Genomic DNA, 19,371 nt, shown 5'->3' with positions numbered 1-19,371 from the left:
GAATATACAAGGCGCATGTCTTATTGTCTAACCAGTTGCGCCAAGGAGGCACCATGGACTACAAGATTACCGGCTACGAGCCCGCCCAGCTGTTCCATTTCTTTGAGGAGATCAGCGCGATCCCCCGTGGGTCTGGCAACGAGAAGGGCATCAGCGATTTCCTGGTCGCGTTTGCCAAGGAGCGCGGCCTCGACGTGTATCAGGACGAGGTCTACAACGTCATCATTCGCAAGCCCGCATCTGCCGGCGCCGAGAATGCCCCGACCGTGATGCTGCAGGGCCACATCGATATGGTGTGCGACAAGTTGGGCTCCGTTGAGCACGACTTTATGACCGATGGTATCGACCTGGTCGTCAAGGACGGCGTCCTCACGGCTAACGGCACCACCCTGGGCGCCGACAACGGCATCGCTGTCGCTCTGATGCTTACCGTGCTCAACGACGATTCGATTGCTCATCCGGCCCTCGAGTGCGTGTTCACCACCGACGAGGAGACCGGCCTGGTTGGCGCCGAGACGCTCGACAAGTCCCAGATTAGCGCCCGCACCATGATTAACCTTGACTCCGAGGAAGAGGGCGTTGCCACCGTCAGCTGCGCTGGCGGCGTCGTCGTTACCTACACCTGCCCCATCGCGCGCGAGCACAAGACCGGCAGTACCCTTACGCTCGAGATCTCCGGCCTGCTGGGCGGTCACTCCGGCTCCGACATCAACCTGGAGCGCGGCAACGGCAACCTCATCATGGCCCGCATCATCGATCGCCTGATGGTTGCCGGCGAGCCCGCCATCGTCAGCTTTAACGGTGGCACCAAGGACAACGCCATCAACCGTGAGTGCAAGGCCGTTCTGATCTACGCCGACCACGCTGCCGCCGAGGCCGCGGCCCAGATCGCCCGTGGCATCATCGCCGACGTCACCTCCGAGCTCGAGGTCTTCGACCCCGGCTTTACCTGCACCGTCGAGATTGCCGACGACGCCGAGGTCGAGGCCATGGACGAGAAGTCCGCGCTTGCCCTCATCCGCGCCCTGCGTCTTGCCCCTAACGGCGTGATCCGCCGCAACGTCGCCACCGACGGCTCCGTCGAGGTTTCCTCCAACATCGGTGTGGTTGCCACTTCTGACGGCCAGGTCAAAATCATGCTGTCCCCGCGCTCCTCGATCACCTCGCTGCAGAACGAGTTCAAGGACCGCCTGCAGACGCTGGCCGATGTTCTGGGCTTCGACGCCAAGTTCGAGTTCGAGTATCCCGGCTGGAGCTATGCCGAGCATTCGCCGGTCCGCGACATCTTTGTCGAGAGCTATCGTGAGCTCTTTGGCTCCGAGCTGCGCATCGAGTCCATCCACGCCGGCCTTGAGTGCGGCCTGTTCGCCGAGGCCCTGCATGGCCTGGACGCCATCGCCGTGGGCCCGACGCTCTCCGATGTCCACACCCCGGACGAGAGCATGGAGCTCGCTTCTGCCGAGCGCTTCTACGAGCTGCTCATCGACGTCCTCAAGCGCCTCGCTGCGTAAAGGTCGCACAAGCAGCAGTCCGAGCCACGTGCTAGCGGATTGCAAATGACATTACAAGAGGGGGCATCCGAGCTTTTGCGACGGGTGCCCCCTCTTCTTTTGAGAAATGGGATATTGCCCGGCGTCTAACCCATATCACCCTTTAGTCAATTTGGGACGTGTCTCTATAGTATTGTCAACTCTCCCGGGACGAGTCCGCCCTCCTCGAGTCGCTCGGGAGGCTCGGCGTTGCAGAGACGGCGAGGCCGGACGGGGATTACCTCTTCGTGATGGAGGGGAACCCCCGGCACTGGAGGGTGACGGGGAAACGCCTCGGGTGCAGTTACACAAGGGGGCCTGTCCACGAGGTCCACGCGCGGGAAGTCAATAAATTTGCCGTTCAAAAGGGGCAATATAGGAAAGGGCCAAGCCGACTATTGAAATGACGATAAAGACAAGACATCCTGATGTATGTCGGAATATAGATAGGGCAAACCGAATCATCTATATCGCTTCTATGAAACCCGATGCAAGTTCTTCTCAATCTCGAAATAGATTGAAGGCATTGAGAGGAACTTTATACTACAAAAATCGTAGGTCTGCCACCTAGACAGAAGAAGTGATTTTGTATGCGGAATCTTGCATTTTGAAAACCGGTGCCAACTATGAGGTGTGAGTCGGGTTCGGTAAAGCGTGGGGGAAATGAGATAGGCTGCGCGTCATCAGAGAGTGGCGCGCAGCCTATTGACCTGCTTTCGTATGACGGATGCTTTAGAGGATCCAGGGGCCAAGTGGGTTGCCATCTGCGGAGCAGTCTTGAATCGTTAGGATGGGATTTTGAAAGGGCTGTCTCTCCCTCCACGCCTTCAAGTGATAGGTGCAGACGCGGTCGTAGTGGATTTTTTTGTATGCGCGCGATATCTCTTTTACAGCCTCCTCTTTGCTGGAATATTTTCCTGGAGCATGTGCAACAGATGTGCATGCGATACCGTCGATCCAGCCAGATTGGGGTCCGAGGTTAAAGCTCGAGATTATTGTCAAGACACCATTGAGGCCAGCTTGCAACAAATCGTTCTGTATTCGTTCAAATGCTGATTGATTGTTGGTTCCAAGGCCAATCATTCCAATTGCAGAGAGATATCCGCTATCAGTGAGTTTATCTCCTGCACCTCGAATAACCTTGCTTGTGATGTTGAGGCCATCTGGACCGCCATCGCCAACGAAGGGGTACGGTACGTCTTCTGGGATTGGGAGCAAAGGAGGATTCACCGTAATGAGCTCATAGCTGCAAGAGCTTTCGATATTGTTTAGTGCGTTGTAGAGACTTCCTGTTAGAATAGTTAAATCATCGCTAATACCATTGACCAGTGCGTTTAGTTGGCAGATTTCTGAGGCGATTGGATTGATATCTATCGCCGTGACGTGCATTCCTGATTTTGCCAGTATGAGTGCCTGGATGCCTGGTCCTGAGCAGAGGTCTAAGGCATTCTTTCCGGGGGATGGGCTTAGCCGACGGGCGAGCCCAATTGAATCAGAGCCAAAATATAGTAAAGGCGAGGGCGATGGCGCATCGGCAAAAAGCCAGACGCCATGATATCGGATTAGAGATAAACCGGAAAGGGAGGCATTGCCATTGTGCTCGCTTAGCAGCCCGAGTGAGGCTATGGTTTCAACCGTGCCTTTCAGCAGACTTCTTTTTGCCACTTCTGAATCGAGATCAATCTCTCCACCTAGCATCAGGAAGGAGACGAGCTCTTGATGCTCCCTGTCAAGTTGATCCCAGATGCGATGCACGCATTCAAAAGGATCTATAGATATGTCAAGTGTGTCTAAAAAATCTGTTACTCCAAGAGTGTCCAATCTACGGAGTGGATTACTCGAGAGCGAATTTAAAGAGGGTAGCACTTCAATCATGTATATCAGACCCATTTCCGATAAAGGTAGTCTCGAATTCAGTCTCGACAATCAAGTCGGCTGCCAGTTTAGGAGCTAGCTTTGCAAGACAGGTCTGTGCCTCTTTCGAGAGGGCGATGTCTTCGCAAATCTCGCATTGAGAGAGGTAGCTTGAGCGCCCAAATGAAGAAAGGCCTCCGCTCGTGCGCAAGTGCTTCAGCAGTCCTCCTGGTCCTATGTATTGTATGTAATTAAGTAGGAGCAACTGCAGTTCATTAATGTCATCTGTCAGATTGATTTTGCCAAGATCGAAAAGCCAAGTTCCCTCTGCATTTATTCCGCAGCAGGGTGCAAGATGGCAGTTTGGGGTAATAACGAAGTCTTGGCCGCAGTCGGAACAGTGTGACGCTAAGAGACGTGCCTGCGGTCGCGCATTTTGGTTGAGACTGAGATTTCGTGCGCGCCCAATTCGCGTGATGCCTGAATCCGTGATGAAGCGGGCTGGCGCGCGGGGAGGCTGGGTATTATCGTCGAACTGATGCAGGAGTGGAATGTCTTCATTAAGATACTTGCACAGGTATGCCGGGCTTATTGTGCTGTTGTTATCTCTGCAGACCGCAATGCCGAGAGTTTGAAAGCCCATTGTTTTTGCTGAGTTCCAAAGGTTGCGCACATTCTCGAGGGGTATATATTCCGCATGAAAGTCGTCGCAGCTGATATTGATTTCGTCAAGGCCGCATGACTTCAATTCGTCGAGGAACGTTTCTGCGTCTCTTTCGCTTTTCGCCCACCACGCATTCGTTACAATTCGAGTAAAGAGTCCTAAAGAATTCGCATATGCGATGGCCTCGAGAAGGTCATCGCCAAGAAGGGTACATTCTCCGCCTGTAAATACAACAACACCACTTCCGGCGCATACTTCGGCGAAGCTATCGATGAATTGCCGCATTTGGGGAAGAGTAAGCCTGTCGCTGTTGTTCGGAGCGCAGCTCATCAGACAATGATCACACACAGCGCCACATTTATATGTTGTTATAAATGTCAGCATTCGAGGTCTGCGGAACAGCACGTGCTGCGAGCTTTCGGAAATCATGCCGCGAGCAAACGGGCGTCGGTGATTACCAGGGTGCCTTCGTTCTCGGAGTAAGTAACTTCGAATTCGACGGAGCGATAAGACCCGCGGGCGACCCCATTGGAAGCCCCTTCGGGGTTGATGGTATTGGAGCTGGAATTCTTGATTGCTGTTTTAAGCACGGCTGCTTGCCTCGCTGCACTCAAGCCCTCTTGATCAAATTTCCTGAAAACAGAAGTTTGTTTGTACGATTCCGATAGTTCAACAACATCAGGTTTGTTCATAAAAATAGCTGATCCATAGCCCATTGTGTTGACGTCGTACTTAAAGTTGGCGTTGTTTTGAACATTCGCGTTTGCGTTTGCCATTCCGTTTGCGTTCAGAATGATGTTTGCGTTCGTTACTGCGTTTGCATTAAATACAGCGTTTACGAGAGGTATCGTTTGCGGCTCAATTTCGGTGTCCTCGTCATAATATGCAAGCTGGATTCGACGATATACTGCGCGTGCAACGGGGACACGCGCCTCCTTTTCGGTTGACTCCACCAGTTCGTACAGAGAGACTTTACGATTTCCCGCTTTGATTTGGAGGTCTGTAATTCCATATTTCTGGAATACGGTACGAGGCTGAGCTTCGAAATCGCATCTTGCGTCGGAAGATTGTTCCGCGTCCGCGACCAGTTTTTCAAGGGTTCTAAGCTGGGACTGTATTGAGAGTTCGTTTAGGTGGTTCACATTGTCCATAGCGGTGACCTCCAATGTTGAATAGCTGTCTTGAAAGACTGTGTCATGCTAGTGTCGGTATCGATTTGATACTACGAACAAATTAGAACTAAATGGATATAATTTCCATACTAATTAAAACAAATTTGCATTCAAGTTTTTATTTATACTTGATTTAAGGCGGAGTGGAATGTGAGCGTACAAGGAGATGCGGAATCGATGAGAGCCTCAAAAAAAATTACTGCAGTGTTATCATCTTTCATCCTCTCTATTCTTCCATTTCTGATTCTATGGACGGCTTGGTCATCCCTCCCTGATACAATTCCCGCTCATTGGAGTGGGGGTGTGGTTGATCGATGGGGTAATAAGCTTGAATTGCTGGTTGTTCCGCTGTTTTCTCTGATTGGTTCTATTGCAATTTCTGTGTACCTTATTGTTTCCACGCGGCGAAGAGAGTTCGCGGATTTCTCTGTTCGAATGCGACGGGACTTTGTTGCGTGCTATATTTCCAGTCTTCTTTTATCGACAACCTGCTCAGTGATAATTGCCGTTTGGGTTCAGTTGATTCTTACGCAAAACACTGCGGTTGATGGGGGGCTTGGACTATCGATCCTGTATTCCCTTCCCGGGCTATATGTGATCTTGTGCGCTTTGCCGCCTTTTTATGCGAGCGGCGAGAGCAAAAAGGCGGAGCGCCTGATAACAGTTCTTATTGGCGGCGCGGAGATTGTTCTTTGTGGAATAGTGCTTGAAGGTTCGGCTGCCTCTTATGCGATGATTGGACTGATGATTCTGTTCTGTGCGTTTGAGATTGTGTCACAGGCAAGGGATAGCCGGTCCTTATGAGTTGAATTACGCGCGTGCGGATATAAAGGTTGGCATGTTAGGCTGGTTGTTTTCTCGTTCTGGGACATTTGCAGTAGGATGAGTGGGACTAGGCGCGCTGCGGTGTGATGGTGACGGTTGAGACTTGTATCGCTGCAAATCCGCTGATGCACATTTTGCTATTGGGCTTGAAGGTGGGACCGACAGGCCTTTGTTTGGGATGTTCTGGTCGTCCAGCTCGTGTTGCACGGCTTTATATTGTTACGCTCGTTCGGCGCTCCGTTGGAGCATTTCCGGGTTTGTCGGCATCATGACTTGGCCAAGTGACACGCTTGCCGGGACGGTTGTAACGCCGCGCCGGTTTCGTGTGCTCCTTCGTTGTTGGCCTGTCCAGCCGGGGGCGGATTCGGCCTCATGTTGTGACGCAGGGCCTTCAGGGGCTTCCCCTGGCGAGTTATGTTCGTCCGTATGGGTAAGGGTCGGGTTGAGCTGACAATCCCGTGTCGGAAGGGGCTTGCACCGTGCGCGCGATGACAGAGATTGAGTGGCTGGACGGCGGTGTGACGAAGGTGCCGGAGCTCGCCCTGGGCGATGCGTTCGGCGAGAGCGTCCAGGCGGAGCTCGATTTCGGGTTCGACGACGTGTTGGAGGGCCTTTGGGTCGAGGTGCGCCATCATGAGCCGGATGAGGACTCGGACGGCGACCCGCGCGGGAGGGGCTGCGCACTGTACGCGGACTGCCGGTACAGCCTGGTCGAACCGTCGGACCTCGACCGCGTCTTCTGCATCCTTTACGAGGGGCAGCCGAGGGTCTGCCGCGTCGCGGGGGAGCTGGGGCCCCGTGTCGGCGGTGAACGCGGCCGCTGCGTGGGAATTCGGGATGGGGGCGGGTTCCGGAAACGCCTGCGGAGGGGAGAACCCCGTTGGCGGGGACTATTCGTGATGCTTGATATCGCATCGCAGCATGGAAGCACGGATCATCTTCGCGATGGTCCGACCGGTTGATGGGCTAGGACGTGCATTCAGCAGAGAAGGGGATGGCTTTTAACGCCGCTTTTGGCTTATGCGTGCCGCGCTCCGCGTATGGCCATCCTGCGGTGCTAAAGCATTCTTGAAGTCTGCTAAGTGGATTCGTTTTAATCGCGCACGTGACCGTTTGTCCATGTCGCACAACAGGATTCGGTGTTGATTGCCCGTGTAATGACAGCGCGAGTTTCGGGGGGGTGTGGCGTGAGCGGAGTCGCCGCGTTGTATAAGTCTGGCCGGCCCGACTGATGTGTCGCTCTGTCGGGCCGGCCGAGAATGGTGAAGAGATCTCGCTGTTGAATGAACGAATGTTACAAGCGGCTTTTCAAGGCGCTTTGGGTGTTGGCCGGGGCTGCGCAGTCAATCGTATGCAGTGATAGGCGAGGTGATTGCTCGATGAGCCGCCGACTAGTTCTGTGCAGCGCTCGCGCCGGTGCCGTCGTTGTCTGCCGAATACCAGAATGCGTAGGCCGCAACGACGGCATCATAGACGGCTGCGACTACGCTATCCACGACGGCTGCAAAGTTGACTACAATGGGAACGGGGCCGGTTTTGGAATCCATCTTCTCTACTTCTGGGGTCTCGTACATGGGAACATCTCCTTAGAATTGGGGCAGGACGCTCAGGTCGTCTAGATCGTCGTCGATCAGGTCGATATAGAGGTCGCCGTCCATATTGATGTCTGCAATCAACGATGAGATCTCTTCCATCTCGTCAATCGAGTGCATACGATTGGCCAACGCGGTAACAACGGGCTTATCCCAAACGGTTGCCATTCCGGCATCGTAGTATTCCTGAAGGCTGTGTTTGCGAACGTTTCCGATGATGAGAGGTATATAGGGGGATGCGACGATATCACCATTGGCGTGGATGGCCACTTGGTCAAATTGCATTTGCAGTTGAGGGAATCTGACCAAGTGGTCGATGGGGTCGCCCCACTCAAGCATGAAGTAGCCTCGATAGTCCGGATCGTATCGAAGGTCATTGATCGTGTTGACTAGCCGACGGTATTGATTATTCGAAGGGCAAATCGTGCGGTTTCTTCGGGCTCTACCGAGGAGCATGAGCGGCTGAACTCGAAGGTCAATTCGGTCAGTTCTACCCGACGATTTCAGCTTGTCTCGAAGCATCGTGCAAACTGGTTTGAAATCGTCGACATTGAACGATGTCGGACAAAAGGCAATTGAAAGGTGCAGTGAGGTTTCGTTCAGCGTGATATCGATGGCGTCGAGCACCCGGTCGTATAATCCCGAGAGTCCTCGCATATGTTCGTGAGAATCGCGTAGGCCATCGAGGCTAAACTGTATGCCGTTTAAACCGGCGCGTTCGAGCTCATGCAAAGTATTTGAGTTTGCGAGCAGACCGTTTGACACGAGGTTGCATTTGACGCCAGATGCGCTGAGCCGCCGCAAGGATTCGATGACAAGATCCTTGCGCAGGAGGGTCTCGCCTCCGCAGAAGCAGAAGCTAAAGGGGCGCATTTGACAAATCGAGTCGACGAGTTCGAGGACTTCGTTGTCGGATAATTCGTTCGCGACGACATCGTTTTCTCCACTGTTGTTGAAGCAGTGTAGACAACGAAGGTTGCATTTGTTTGTAATGTCGAGCGCAACGCTGTGGGGCGCTCCGATTATTGCCGGCATGCTCATTATTGCTTCTTATCGAGCGGGCGAACAAACAGCTTGACGTCGCCCGAGTCGAGCTCATTGGGCAGGGTGCCGACTAAGGAAAAGCCAAGGTGCTGGTCGGAACGGTCAAGTTGTTCGGCGATTGGGGTGGAATCAGGCGCGTTAATTCTGAGCGCGCGGTAGGCTTTGGGAGCGGAAGATCCGTAGTATTCCGCAAGGTGGTCGAGCACACTGGCAAGCAGCGTGGAGCTGCATGAGATGAATTTGATGATGACGCTGCGGCCGGCGGGATTAGTGGTCGGCTCGCATATTATCAATCCATTAATTTCTCCGGACTGGCTCGCGAGTAGAAAATAATCATGGGTAAAGGAAAAGAGCCTTTGGCGAAGAACCAGAAAGTTCTCCAATTCGGGCTCAACGTCGAACTCAGAGAAATAGATCCTATTGCCATTTTTGGACTGTTTTGCAGAGAGGGATTTTGCAGCCGCCTCTTCGATTTCAGCAAACCTGCTCGCGTCCGCGAGAATAAGCAGCTCGTCGGGATCCACCGATGTTAGGTAATCGGAGCCGAAAGGGTCGTTCATATATCTCCCTTCTTTCTTCCAAACGATAAGACAGTTTACGGTCAGGCTATGCAGGGTTTGTGCCAGGTCGTGCGCTAGCGTCTCGCGCGGTTGATCTGGGTATTTTTCCTGGAACAGACGGAGAATTTCGGGCAAATCGCGGGTGCCGTCGCATAAGTCAAGAATCTCTTTGGCGACCCTGTTGAGGATCGTATAGATTTGTTTCCCATCTGAGCTTAGGACGCTCAGGCGGTTATTTGGTTCACTGCGAAGGTAACTTGGGTCGAGGGGGATAGGGATGACTCCAGGCAATGATGAGATTTGCGCGCTCCAAACATTCACAGATTCCATTGATCTCCTCTGGTTGTGGCCTATCTTCCTCGAATAGCAATTCCTTCGATAAAATATCACAAATCGAAACGATAAAAAAAGAACATATTTATATCGTTATACAATAATACATTAATAAAAAACGTTTTGATGTTTGTCGATAGGGCTGGTATCGAAGGAGTGGACTGGAGTGATGGCGATGTCGGACGTTGTGGTTTCAATGGTGGGGTCATGCCTGCTGCTGGTGTTCGGAATAATGATGTATCGAGGCAAGCTCACGGGATTGCTTGCCGGAATGTCATTGCTATCGGGAGAGCGTTTAGAGGAGGCAAAGCGGGCGGCCGAGACTCTAGGTGTAAACCGAGTGATGGGGGCGGCTATAGTTTTCTCCGCAATATGCCTTTTTCTCTCGTCCCTTTTTCCGGACAAAAGGGCTATTCTCGGCCTGATGGTGGCTGCCGTTATAATCTCCGCGCTTGCCTATGCAAATAGGGGGCCTATCCGTATGTATATAAAGGCGAAACGGGATCCTGGGCACCGCAACCCGCAGTAATGTCTTGAGCAAGGATTAACAACAAGGGATATATGGGAGCGATTAAGCGGCGAACAAATTCGGTCTTGGATAAAAGGTCGCTTGATGGGAGCTGGCATGTTTAAGAAGACGGTTCACGAGTTGTTTCGGTGTAAAGGGTCACGGCTTTTCGTGATTCTCATGTTGGTGAATTTTGCTCTCTCGTGCGTCATGCCCGCCTTAAACGGTGGGTTTGTAGACTTTCTCGTGACGAATAGGGATCCATCTCGCGTCGTGTGGTTTGCGGCCTTTGTTGCGGGCATAGGGATATCGGCCTCCTTCATGTCGTATGCGATGGGCGTGAACGTATCGCGCGTCATCTTGGAGATGACGATGAGGCTGATGGGAGCCACGTGTGAGTCGTTTGAACGGGGACCCCTGGAAAAGGGGGAGCAGGCGGATCCATCCTATACAACGCAGAGGGTATATGCGGATTCGAATGCGGTGTCATCGTTTGTCGTGAACAACTTCCTGACGATCGGGCTTAACATCGTTCTGGTTGTGTTGATATGCATCATCCTGTTTTCGATCAATCCGGTGTTCCTGGTGTTAAGTGCATGTTCGCTTGGTGCGTACTTCATTTTATTCAGGGTGTTGAAAAAGCCGTTGTACAACACCTCGCTTGCGAACAAGGAGGGGTTGAGCAAGCTTTTCGCGTCCGTGAGCGGCGAGCTGTCGCAGTTGTTTGACATTAAGTGCGATGGCGCATATGACCAGAGCACCCGGACGCTCAAAGGGGTATTCGAGGGGTACTACCCGATTTACATGAAAGCAAGTAGGGTCTCGAATCTGGCCACATCAAGCGACGGCCTGATCTCGTCTGTGTTTCGGGGGGCACTGCTCGTGATCTCCGGGATGGAAATATTGAGCGGAAGAATGAGCATAGGTGAGTTCACAATGGTGAACTCGTATTACTCGATGGCGTTCGGATGCTTCAAGTATTTTTTGAATTATTTCAAATCGTATCAGGACGCAAGGGCCTCGTTCGACCGATTGGGGACTCTGTCGGAGGGCGCCGTGGAGCGCGGCACCATCACGGTTGGGCACGTGGAGAGCATATCGTTGTCCAACATCGCGTACCGATACGCGGGGAAGCCCTACTTGTACCGCGACCTCTCCGTGGAGGTGGAGGGAGGAAAAACCTATGCCATTACCGGGCCGAACGGATGCGGGAAAAGCACGTTTCTGAAGGTGCTCCTTGGACTATATTCCGCTGGGGGACATCGGGCTTTGGGGTCGGTGCCATATGAAGAGCTCGATATGGAGACGATTCGACGGGATCTGTTTGCGGTGTGCCCGCAAAAGCTCTTCATTCCGAACGAAACGGTGGAAAATTATCTTGAGAGGACGTCGATTCGGGGATCGAACGAAAATCTCTGCGAGCTTGTGCCGGGCTTCTATCGAACCGTCGAATCGTTGAAAGGTAAGAATTGTAGAGATCTTTCTGGTGGAGAGTATCGAAAGCTAAGGATATTCGCAGCACTTCGTAGGCGGCCGGAAGTGCTTGTGTTTGATGAACCAACGAATGATCTAGACGAAGAAAGCCGTCGGGAGTTCACGGAGTATATTCATCGAAATCCCTTCGATCAGCTAATTTTCGTTGTAAGCCATGATCGGGATTTGATTTCGGCATGCGATAAGAAGCTGGATTTGGATTTCGATCCGAAAGACGGGCAATGCTGATGGGAAACGCTTAGAGTTCGGGCTTGCGCGTCATGGAGTGATCTCTCCTCTTATCGAAAATCGTTACAATATAAGAAAAACAGTAAGCAAGAAATGGTTCGGGGAAGAGCTCGCTGCTGTCAGTGATATTGGGGCTACATCCAGATAACACGGAAGGGGCCGTCCTCTACAACGGGGTATCACAGCATCGCATCGACCGATACGCATTGCGGCGGTGCCGAGTTGGCATTACGGAGCAAGAGCCCCCTATTGTTGAGGGGACGATCCTCGATAATCTTACGCTGCTTTCTGATGATTTCGCTGCCGACAAGCTGAATCGGATGCTTGTCATATTGGGGTTAGACAAAATGATTGCCGCTGCGGAGAACGGGGCGGCAGCGATGCTTGGCAGCAAGAAAGGAGGGGTGTCCGGCGGGGAGAAGCAGAACATCGCAATTGTGCGGCAGATGTTGAAATCGCTGGACGTCATGTTGTTTCTTGAGTCAACTTCAGCGCTTGATGCAAAGAGCCGGAGCGCTAATATAAATTGCTTCATGAGGTTAAGAAAGACCATATTGTAATTGTTGTCACTCATGACGAGGAGATGCTTGCGGCTTGCGACGAGGTCATTCCGATGCCCAGATGCTTATCGGGACGTGGCGTTGAAGGCCCAGAAGATCGAAATGGCGTGGGTGTTGGGTAAGTCCCTACGCGTACGACGTTGGGTTTCTGAGCTTCATCGTCCTGCAAAGAAGGCTTTGTAACACGTTTCCCCTGGGAGGCCCCTTTTGTCCGTAGTGGCTAAGAGGGGCTTTTTCGTTTCCCTCTTGCGGCGGAGGGGGACACCATGCGCCTATACAGGACGACCAGCGCGCTTTCGTCGGATGACGGGCTATGTGTCGAGATGGGGGTCTCGGGTGGAGGCCGCGTTGCGGTCGCGGTCGGCCAGCGACCATCGGTACGGCTCAATCGTATTACCAGAACTAGTAAGGAGCCGCCCTTTCGGACGACTCAAACTGTAATGGGGCCCTTTTGGCTACTTTAGATATGGGCACGTTCGCTGATTGAAGAAATTAAAAGAGACACGTCCTAAATTGACTAATGTTCAAAGTGCTCAGCGGTGCCCCCTTCAAGATTTACTTGGGCAGAGTCGTTTGCGGCAATCGAGACTCCGAGATTGGACATGGCGAAATCGGCGAAGACCTCGTCGTAGAGTGCGGATGTAAAGGGGGCATCTGCAAGAGCCGGAATGGCGGTACTACGACGGTTGCGATGAGAGGGACGTTGGGCGTGATGGCGTCTGGGGGTACTGCGAGGTTGCAGATCAGCATGCGGGGCGTTGACTGATTGCTCGTTATTCGTTTTGGCGATATCCCCTTGAGCGGCGAGCGCCAGTCCGAGAGCATTGAAGATCGCCAATAGCTTGTCGAGCCGAATACCCGTGGCGTCGCCGAGCTCGAGCGATGCGAGCAGGCGCTCCGAAACACCGGCCTTTTTAGCGAGGGCCGCACGGGTGATTCCCTGCGACTCGCGTGCCTGACGCACATAGATGCCAGCTTGGCGCGGTGTGGTGATGGGAAGGGTATCCATGGCAATCTCCAAACGTGCAGACTTTTGCATATTAGTATGACCTGCAAAAGTCTGCATGTAAAGGCCTCATGCAAAACTCTGCATGAGGCCTTTACATTGACGCTGGACCTATGAAGGATGTTTTACAGCGCGAGGACCCCCAGGTGCTCAAGCAGGATCTTGAGCCCGATGAGGACGAGCACGACGCCACCCACGATGGTGGCGGGTTTTTCGTAGCGCGCGCCAAAGGTGTGGCCGATCGCTACGCCGGCGACGGAGAAGATAAACGTTGTGACGCCGATAAGCGATACGGCGGGCACGATGTCGACCGAGAGCGCGGCAAATGAGATGCCCACGGCTAGGGCGTCGATTGAGGTGGCGATGGCGAGGATCAGGTACTCGCCCAGGTCGATTTTTTCGGCATCCTTGCCGTCGCCTTCGTCCTCGTCTTCGGTAAAGGCTTCCCACAGCATCTTGCCGCCGATGAAGGCCAAAAGGATAAAGGCGACCCAATGGTCGATGGGTCCGATGATACCCACGAACTGGCTGCCGAGTGCCCAGCCGATCACGGGCATGCCGGCCTGAAAGCCGCCAAAGAACAGGCCGAGTACCACGGCGACCTGAAGGTTGATCTTCTTCATGCCGAGGCCCTTGCAGATGGATACGGCAAAGGCGTCCATCGAAAGGCCAACGGCGAGCAACGCGAGCTCTGCGAGTCCCATAGTCTGGCTCCCTCTCTGCGGGCGGGCCCGCGTGTACCTCTTGGGGGAGCAACAAAAAGAGACCCGTGGCGTACGCGTTGCGCGCACAGCCACGAGTCTCGTTCATTAAGGCAAGCCAGGCCGCATTGGCCAGTATGTTGACTTGCCGCGCCACCGGAGGCGAACCCGGTCACGCGACTACTCCCTCATTTATGTGATTCTCGATGCTACCACATGAGTAGTCAATTTGGGACGGGCTCTTTTGACTCCTAAATAGCTACCCCAGCTGTGTTCGCTCATTCTGTAAGCATCGGATTTCGCAAGCGCCGCGGGGGCAAACCGTGAGAAACTATTTAGCGTTTATGGAGCGTATACGATGGGAGCGATGCCTTGGATAAGAACGAGCTGCAAAAGCGTATGGAACAGGCCATCCGCCTGACGGCACCTGGCCAGCCGATCCGCACCGCCCTCGACATGATCATCGCCGGCCACCTGGGCGCCCTTATCTGCGTTGGCGACACCGAAAACGTGCTCGCTGCCGGTAACGACGGCTTCCCGCTCAACATTTCGTTTACCTCAAACCGTCTGTTCGAGCTTTCCAAGATGGACGGTGCCATCGTCATCGACGGCGACCTCACCCAGATCCTGCGCGCTAACTTCCACCTCAACCCCGACCCCTCGCTTGCCACGAGCGAGACGGGCATGCGTCACCGCACCGCCGCTCGTATGTCGGTGCTCACCGATGCCATCGTGATCTCGGTCTCGGCCCGTCGTGCCGTCGTCAACGTGTACGTTCACGGCAAGAGCTACGAGATCCAGCCCGTCACCACCATCATGAGCTCGGTCAATCAGCTCGTCGCCACGCTCCAGACTACCCGTCAGTCGCTCGATCGCTCCCTGCTGCGTCTGACGGCCCTCGAGCTTGACGACTACGTCACGCTCGCCGACATTACCGGTATTTTCTCGAGCTTCGAGATCATGCAGCAGGCAAAGACCGAGCTTAAGGATTGCATTGTCAAGCTGGGCAACCAGGGCAAGCTCGTGCAGATGCAGCTCGAGCAGCTTGCCGGCTCCAGCATGGATACCGAGTATGACCTGATGATCCGCGACTACGCGAGCGATTCCTCCGAGGCCAATGCCGAGAAGATCCGCGCCAGCCTGAGCCGTATGACGCCCAAGGACCTGTCCGACCCACAGCATGTGGCGGCGGTTCTGGGTTACGACGACCTGGACGAGGACTCCGTCATGACGCCGCTGGGCCTGCGTACGCTTTCGCGCGTGTCCGTCGTGCGCGACGGCGTGGCCGAGAAAATTGTCGACGAGTACGGCTCGTTGCAGGAGCTCATGGACGACATCAGCGAGGATCCGGAGCGCCTGGGCGACTTTGGCGTCAACAACCCTGCCATTCTCGCGGACTCGCTGTACCGCATGAAGGGCACCAAACAGGGGAACGCATAATGGCGCCCGTATGCGCCGTGGTCGTTGCCGGCGGCAGCGGCCAGCGCTTTGGAAATCCCGGCGGCAAGCAGCTCGTCAATGTAGCGGGTCGTCCGCTCATGAGCTGGTCCATCCGCGCGTTCGATCGGAGCGACAAGGTCGGCCACATCGTGGTGGTGTGTCCTGCCGAGCGCCGTGCCGAGATGCGCCGCCTGGCCATCAGCCCGTATTCGTATAGCACGCCCATCAGCTTTGCCGATGCCGGCGAGACCCGCCAGGATTCCACCCGCGCCGGCGTGCACGCGGTGCCGGCGGGTTTCGAATATGTCGCCATTCACGATGGTGCCCGTCCGCTTATCACGACCGAGGCCATCGATCATGCGATTGACGTGCTTGTGGGTGACCGATCGCTCGACGGTGTCGTGTGCGGTCAGCCCGCGATCGATACGCTCAAGATCGTCGATGGCGACAACATCGTCGAGACGCCGCCGCGCGAGCTCTATTGGGCCGCGCAGACGCCGCAGATCTTTAGCGTCGACGCCATGAAGCGCGCCCACGCTGCAGCCATTGCCGAGGGCTTTATCGGCACCGATGATTCGTCGCTGGTCGAGCGTATGGGCGGACGCGTCCGCTGCGTCCAGAGCCCGCGCGACAACCTTAAGGTGACGGTGCCCGAGGACCTGCGTCCCGTAACCGCGATTCTGCTTGGCCGTATGGCCGAGGGAGAGGACCTTCCCCATGTTCAGTAACCTGCGCATTGGCCACGGCTACGACGTCCACCGTTTGGTGGAGGGGCGTCGATGTATCATCGGCGGGGTTGACATTCCCTACGAGCGCGGCCTGCTGGGCCACTCGGATGCCGATGTGCTCGCGCACGCTTTGGCCGACGCCATTCTGGGCGCCTGCCGCGGGGGAGACATCGGCAAGCTATTCCCCGACACCGATCCCGCCTACGAGGGTGCCGATTCGATGGTGCTGCTCGCTCGCGTGATGGACTATGCGCGCGAGCTGGGCTTTGAGTTTGTCGATGCCGATTGCACCATTGCCTGTCAGCAACCCAAGATCACCCCGCACCGCGATGCCATGCGCGCCAACCTTGCCCATGCCCTGGGCGTTGACGTCGAAAACGTGGGCGTCGCCGCCACTACGACCGAAAAGCTCGGTTGGGAAGGCCAGGGCGAGGGAATCGGTGCCTGGGCCGTCTGCCTGCTACAGAAAACCGTTAAGGAGTAACGAATGCGTATCTACAACAGCGCTACCCATAAAAAGGAAGAGTTCCAGCCCATCGAGTCCGGCAAGGTCCGCATGTACGTGTGCGGCCCCACGGTCTACGACAACATCCACATCGGCAATGCCCGCACGTTCATCAGCTTTGACGTGATTCGTCGCTGGCTCATCGCGAGCGGCTACGAGGTCACGTTCGCCCAGAACCTCACCGATGTCGATGACAAGATCATCAAGCGCGCCAACGAGCAGGGCCGAACGGCCGCCGAGGTCGCGACGGAGTTCTCCGACAAGTTTATCGGCGTCATGCGCGCCGCCAACGTGCTCGATCCCGATGTGCGCCCCCGCGCCACCAAGGAGATCGGCCCCATGATCGCCATGATCAAGACGCTTATCGAGCAGGGCCACGCTTACGCAGCCGATAACGGCGATGTGTACTTTGCCGTGCGCAGCGATCCCAACTATGGTCAGGTCTCGGGCCGCAACATCGACGACCTTATGGTTGGCGCGCGCATCGAGGAGAACGAGGACAAGAACGATCCGCTCGACTTTGCCCTGTGGAAGGCCGCTAAGCCCGGCGAACCCAGCTGGCCGAGCCCCTGGGGCGAAGGCCGTCCCGGTTGGCACACCGAGTGCGCCGCCATGGTGCATCGCTACCTGGGCACTCCGATCGACATCCACGGCGGCGGCTCCGACCTTGCCTTCCCGCATCACGAGAACGAGTGCGCTCAGGCCACCTGCGCCTGGCACCAGGGCTTCTCCAACACCTGGATGCACACGGGCATGCTGCTGGTCGACGGCGAGAAGATGTCCAAGTCGCTCGGAAACTTCTTTACGCTGGCCGAGGTGCTCGAACAGCACTCTGCCGCGGCCCTGCGCCTGCTGATGCTGCAGACGAGCTATCGCTCGCCGCTCGACTTTTCTTGGGAGCGCCTGGAGGGTGCCGAGAACTCGCTCACACGTATCGCCGGTACGGTCGAGAACCTGCGCTGGGCCGCGAACCATGCGACGGCCGATGCCGATGAGGCAGCATCCGAGGCGTTTGCCTCCAAGGCCGCCGAGACCCGTGCCACCTTTAAGGAGTGCATGGACGACGACTTTAACACCGCCGGCGCCATGGGTGCCGTCTTTGGCTTTGTGACCGAGTGCAACCAGTACCTGGAGCAGGCGGGCGACGCTGCCGACAAGGCCGCCGCGCTTGCCGCCGCCGACACGCTTGCCGAGCTGCTCGATACGTTTGGCGTTGAGCTCCCCGAGCCCAAGGTCGAGCTGCCGCTGGGTCTGCTGGGCGTTGCCGCCGGCCTGGTCGCCTACACGGGCGACGACGTGGACGAGGCCGCTGCCAAGATTCTCGAGGCCCGCGCCGAGGCCCGTGCCGCCAAGAACTGGGATCTGGCAGACGCCATCCGCGACCAGCTCAAGGACCTGGGCCTGACGATCGAGGATACAGCCGCTGGCACTCGTATTAAGACTCTCTAATCCCCGCGGGTTTCCCAAGCACCCGACCTTGCCGTTCAAACCGTCGCTCGCGTACTCAGGTACGCGTCGCTCCTCTTTCACGGCCATCTCGGACACTTGGAAAACCCGTGCCGACCGCCCGAGCCACGGCACCTTGCCTTTCAATCGTCGGGCATGACCTCAAGGTCTATGCCCTCCTCTTTCAAGGCAATCTGCCGCACCTCGGGCGGTCGGTCTATTTGTTTCGTTTGATAGTTGTATTTAGGAGGTCGCTTTATGGCCGACAATCGCAAGCGTGCGCCTCGTGGTGGCAAACAGGCTGCTTCTGGCTCGCGTCCGATTCGCCGCAACGAACGCGCTGCCACTCCCAAGGGCCAGCGCGAGCGCTCCCAAGCCCAGGCTGCGCGTCCGCAGCGAGATCGTAACCGCGACACTGTCCAGGCTCCCAAGGGCGAGTTTATCGAAGGTCGTCGTGCTGCCGCCGAGGCGTTGCGCACTGGTTTTCCCATCAAGTGCGCGCTCATCGCCGAGGGCGGGGAGCGCGATGCTGCTTTGTCTCGTCTGGTCGATGACCTCAACGCCGCGGGTGTCCGCATTAAGTATGTGCCGCGCGCGCAGCTCGATGTGCTGTCGAGCCATGGCGCTCACCAGGGTATTGCGCTCGAGGTGGGAAATTTCCCCTATGCTGATGTCGCCGATATCCTCGATCGCGCGGGTGACGGACCGGCGCTCGTCGTCGTGCTCGACCATGTGACCGACGATGGCAACTTTGGTGCGATCGTGCGCTCCGCCGAGGTCGTGGGCGCGGCGGGCGTCATCATTGCAAACAAGCGCGCCGCCGGTGTGACCGTGGGCAGCTACAAGACCTCTGCTGGTGCCGTCATGCACCTGCCCATCGCGCAGGTTCCCAATATCGCCCGAGCGCTTGACGACCTCAAGGCCGCCGGCTTTTGGGTGGGCGGTGCTTCCGAGCACGCCAAGGGCAGCTGCTGGGATGCTCCCTTTGAGGGCCGCGTTGCGCTCGTCATGGGCTCCGAGGGCGACGGCATCTCGCGCCTGGTGCTCGAGAAATGCGACTTTTTGACCAAGCTTCCCCAGCGCGGCATGACCGAGAGTCTCAATGTGGCCCAGGCGACCACCGCGCTGTGCTTTGAGTGGCTGCGCCGCAATGCCGGCGAGCTCATGGGGGAGGAGTAGCGC

18 protein-coding genes and 1 pseudogene are annotated in these 19,371 nt (G+C 55.8%); 11 read left to right on the top strand and 8 right to left on the bottom strand.

What is annotated here, in order from left to right; genetic code table 11:
* The first annotated feature begins 53 nt into the window (after positions 1-53).
* Positions 54-1,511 carry an aminoacyl-histidine dipeptidase gene (locus I2E13_RS00190; protein WP_195403833.1) on the top strand — a complete coding sequence of 486 codons (1,458 nt, stop codon included), beginning with the start codon at positions 54-56 and terminating at the stop codon, positions 1,509-1,511.
* Positions 1,512-2,261: 750 nt separating this feature from the next.
* On the opposite strand, the gene I2E13_RS00185 is transcribed toward I2E13_RS00190, so the two are convergent.
* The 3 genes from I2E13_RS00185 to I2E13_RS00175 are packed head-to-tail and all read right to left on the bottom strand — an operon-like array spanning position 2,262 to position 5,198.
* The gene (locus tag I2E13_RS00185) at positions 2,262-3,404 is read right to left on the bottom strand and encodes a methyltransferase (RefSeq protein WP_195403832.1); all 1,143 of its coding nucleotides are present in this window, start codon (positions 3,402-3,404) and stop codon (positions 2,262-2,264) included.
* Positions 3,397-4,431, bottom strand: coding sequence for a radical SAM protein (locus tag I2E13_RS00180; RefSeq protein ID WP_324249362.1), 1,035 nt, complete (start codon positions 4,429-4,431; stop codon positions 3,397-3,399). Before I2E13_RS00180 ends, I2E13_RS00185 begins: the two co-directional genes overlap by 8 nt.
* Positions 4,432-4,472: 41 nt before the next feature.
* Positions 4,473-5,198, bottom strand: a complete 726-nt coding sequence (locus I2E13_RS00175; RefSeq protein ID WP_195403830.1) for a DUF5969 family protein — start codon at positions 5,196-5,198, stop codon at positions 4,473-4,475.
* A 171-nt stretch (positions 5,199-5,369) separates the two neighbouring features.
* Here I2E13_RS00175 and I2E13_RS00170 point away from each other — a divergent pair, with 171 nt between their 5' ends.
* Both I2E13_RS00170 and I2E13_RS00165 read left to right on the top strand, forming a co-directional pair.
* The gene (locus I2E13_RS00170) at positions 5,370-6,023 is read left to right on the top strand and encodes a DUF1648 domain-containing protein (RefSeq protein ID WP_195403829.1); all 654 of its coding nucleotides are present in this window, start codon (positions 5,370-5,372) and stop codon (positions 6,021-6,023) included.
* Between the two features lie 500 nt (positions 6,024-6,523).
* Entirely contained in the window at positions 6,524-7,006 is a 483-nt protein-coding gene (locus I2E13_RS00165; RefSeq protein WP_195403828.1) for a hypothetical protein, read from the top strand.
* A gap of 429 nt (positions 7,007-7,435) precedes the next feature.
* On the opposite strand, the gene I2E13_RS00160 is transcribed toward I2E13_RS00165, so the two are convergent.
* Genes I2E13_RS00160 through I2E13_RS00150 form a run of 3 tightly spaced genes read right to left on the bottom strand, consistent with a single transcriptional unit; the run spans position 7,436 to position 9,570 of the window.
* Positions 7,436-7,618 carry a hypothetical protein gene (locus tag I2E13_RS00160; protein ID WP_195403827.1) on the bottom strand — a complete coding sequence of 61 codons (183 nt, stop codon included), beginning with the start codon at positions 7,616-7,618 and terminating at the stop codon, positions 7,436-7,438.
* Positions 7,619-7,630: 12 nt separating this feature from the next.
* The gene (locus I2E13_RS00155) at positions 7,631-8,677 is read right to left on the bottom strand and encodes a radical SAM/SPASM domain-containing protein (RefSeq protein ID WP_195403826.1); all 1,047 of its coding nucleotides are present in this window, start codon (positions 8,675-8,677) and stop codon (positions 7,631-7,633) included.
* Complete coding sequence (locus I2E13_RS00150) at positions 8,677-9,570, bottom strand: PqqD family protein (RefSeq protein WP_195403825.1); 894 nt, start codon at positions 9,568-9,570, stop codon at positions 8,677-8,679. Before I2E13_RS00150 ends, I2E13_RS00155 begins: the two co-directional genes overlap by 1 nt.
* A 172-nt stretch (positions 9,571-9,742) precedes the next feature.
* On the opposite strand from I2E13_RS00150, the gene I2E13_RS00145 reads away from it, so the two are divergent.
* The 3 genes and pseudogenes from I2E13_RS00145 to I2E13_RS11245 form a co-directional block, all read left to right on the top strand.
* On the top strand, positions 9,743-10,102 hold the full coding sequence (locus I2E13_RS00145) for a DUF3784 domain-containing protein (RefSeq protein ID WP_195403824.1): 360 nt from the start codon (positions 9,743-9,745) through the stop codon (positions 10,100-10,102).
* 96 nt (positions 10,103-10,198) lie between these two features.
* The gene (locus I2E13_RS00140; RefSeq protein ID WP_195403823.1) at positions 10,199-11,803 is read left to right on the top strand and encodes an ATP-binding cassette domain-containing protein; all 1,605 of its coding nucleotides are present in this window, start codon (positions 10,199-10,201) and stop codon (positions 11,801-11,803) included.
* Positions 11,804-11,904: 101 nt separating this feature from the next.
* Positions 11,905-12,363: pseudogene (locus I2E13_RS11245) on the top strand (ATP-binding cassette domain-containing protein); the annotation flags it as partial.
* Positions 12,364-12,880: 517 nt separating this feature from the next.
* On the opposite strand, the gene I2E13_RS00130 reads toward I2E13_RS11245, so the two are convergent.
* Both I2E13_RS00130 and I2E13_RS00125 read right to left on the bottom strand, forming a co-directional pair.
* Entirely contained in the window at positions 12,881-13,372 is a 492-nt protein-coding gene (locus I2E13_RS00130) for a helix-turn-helix domain-containing protein (RefSeq protein ID WP_229057748.1), read from the bottom strand.
* A gap of 122 nt (positions 13,373-13,494) precedes the next feature.
* A complete protein-coding gene (locus tag I2E13_RS00125) occupies positions 13,495-14,073 on the bottom strand; it encodes a manganese efflux pump MntP (RefSeq protein WP_195403821.1) in 579 nt (192 codons plus the stop codon).
* 396 nt (positions 14,074-14,469) lie between these two features.
* Here I2E13_RS00125 and disA point away from each other — a divergent pair, with 396 nt between their 5' ends.
* The 5 genes from disA (at position 14,470) to rlmB (ending at position 19,368) form a co-directional block, all read left to right on the top strand.
* Positions 14,470-15,510: a DNA integrity scanning diadenylate cyclase DisA gene (gene disA, locus I2E13_RS00120; RefSeq protein ID WP_411161258.1), complete on the top strand. Its 1,041-nt coding sequence runs from the start codon at positions 14,470-14,472 to the stop codon at positions 15,508-15,510.
* Positions 15,510-16,238 (top strand): 2-C-methyl-D-erythritol 4-phosphate cytidylyltransferase, encoded by a 729-nt coding sequence (gene ispD, locus I2E13_RS00115; RefSeq protein ID WP_195403819.1) that lies wholly within the window; start codon positions 15,510-15,512, stop codon positions 16,236-16,238. The genes disA and ispD overlap by 1 nt, the downstream gene beginning before the upstream one ends.
* Positions 16,228-16,722, top strand: a complete 495-nt coding sequence (gene ispF, locus I2E13_RS00110; protein WP_006234975.1) for a 2-C-methyl-D-erythritol 2,4-cyclodiphosphate synthase — start codon at positions 16,228-16,230, stop codon at positions 16,720-16,722. The genes ispD and ispF overlap by 11 nt, the downstream gene beginning before the upstream one ends.
* A gap of 3 nt (positions 16,723-16,725) precedes the next feature.
* Entirely contained in the window at positions 16,726-18,192 is a 1,467-nt protein-coding gene (gene cysS / locus I2E13_RS00105) for a cysteine--tRNA ligase (protein ID WP_195403818.1), read from the top strand.
* A 255-nt stretch (positions 18,193-18,447) separates the two neighbouring features.
* A complete protein-coding gene (rlmB, locus tag I2E13_RS00100) occupies positions 18,448-19,368 on the top strand; it encodes a 23S rRNA (guanosine(2251)-2'-O)-methyltransferase RlmB (RefSeq protein WP_195403817.1) in 921 nt (306 codons plus the stop codon).
* The last annotated feature ends 3 nt before the right edge of the window (positions 19,369-19,371 follow it).

Origin of the sequence: Collinsella aerofaciens, from assembly GCF_015554145.1 — a bacterium.
Classification (GTDB): Bacteria; Actinomycetota; Coriobacteriia; order Coriobacteriales; family Coriobacteriaceae; genus Collinsella; species Collinsella aerofaciens_AA.
This window is presented reverse-complemented; position numbering and strand designations above follow the sequence as displayed.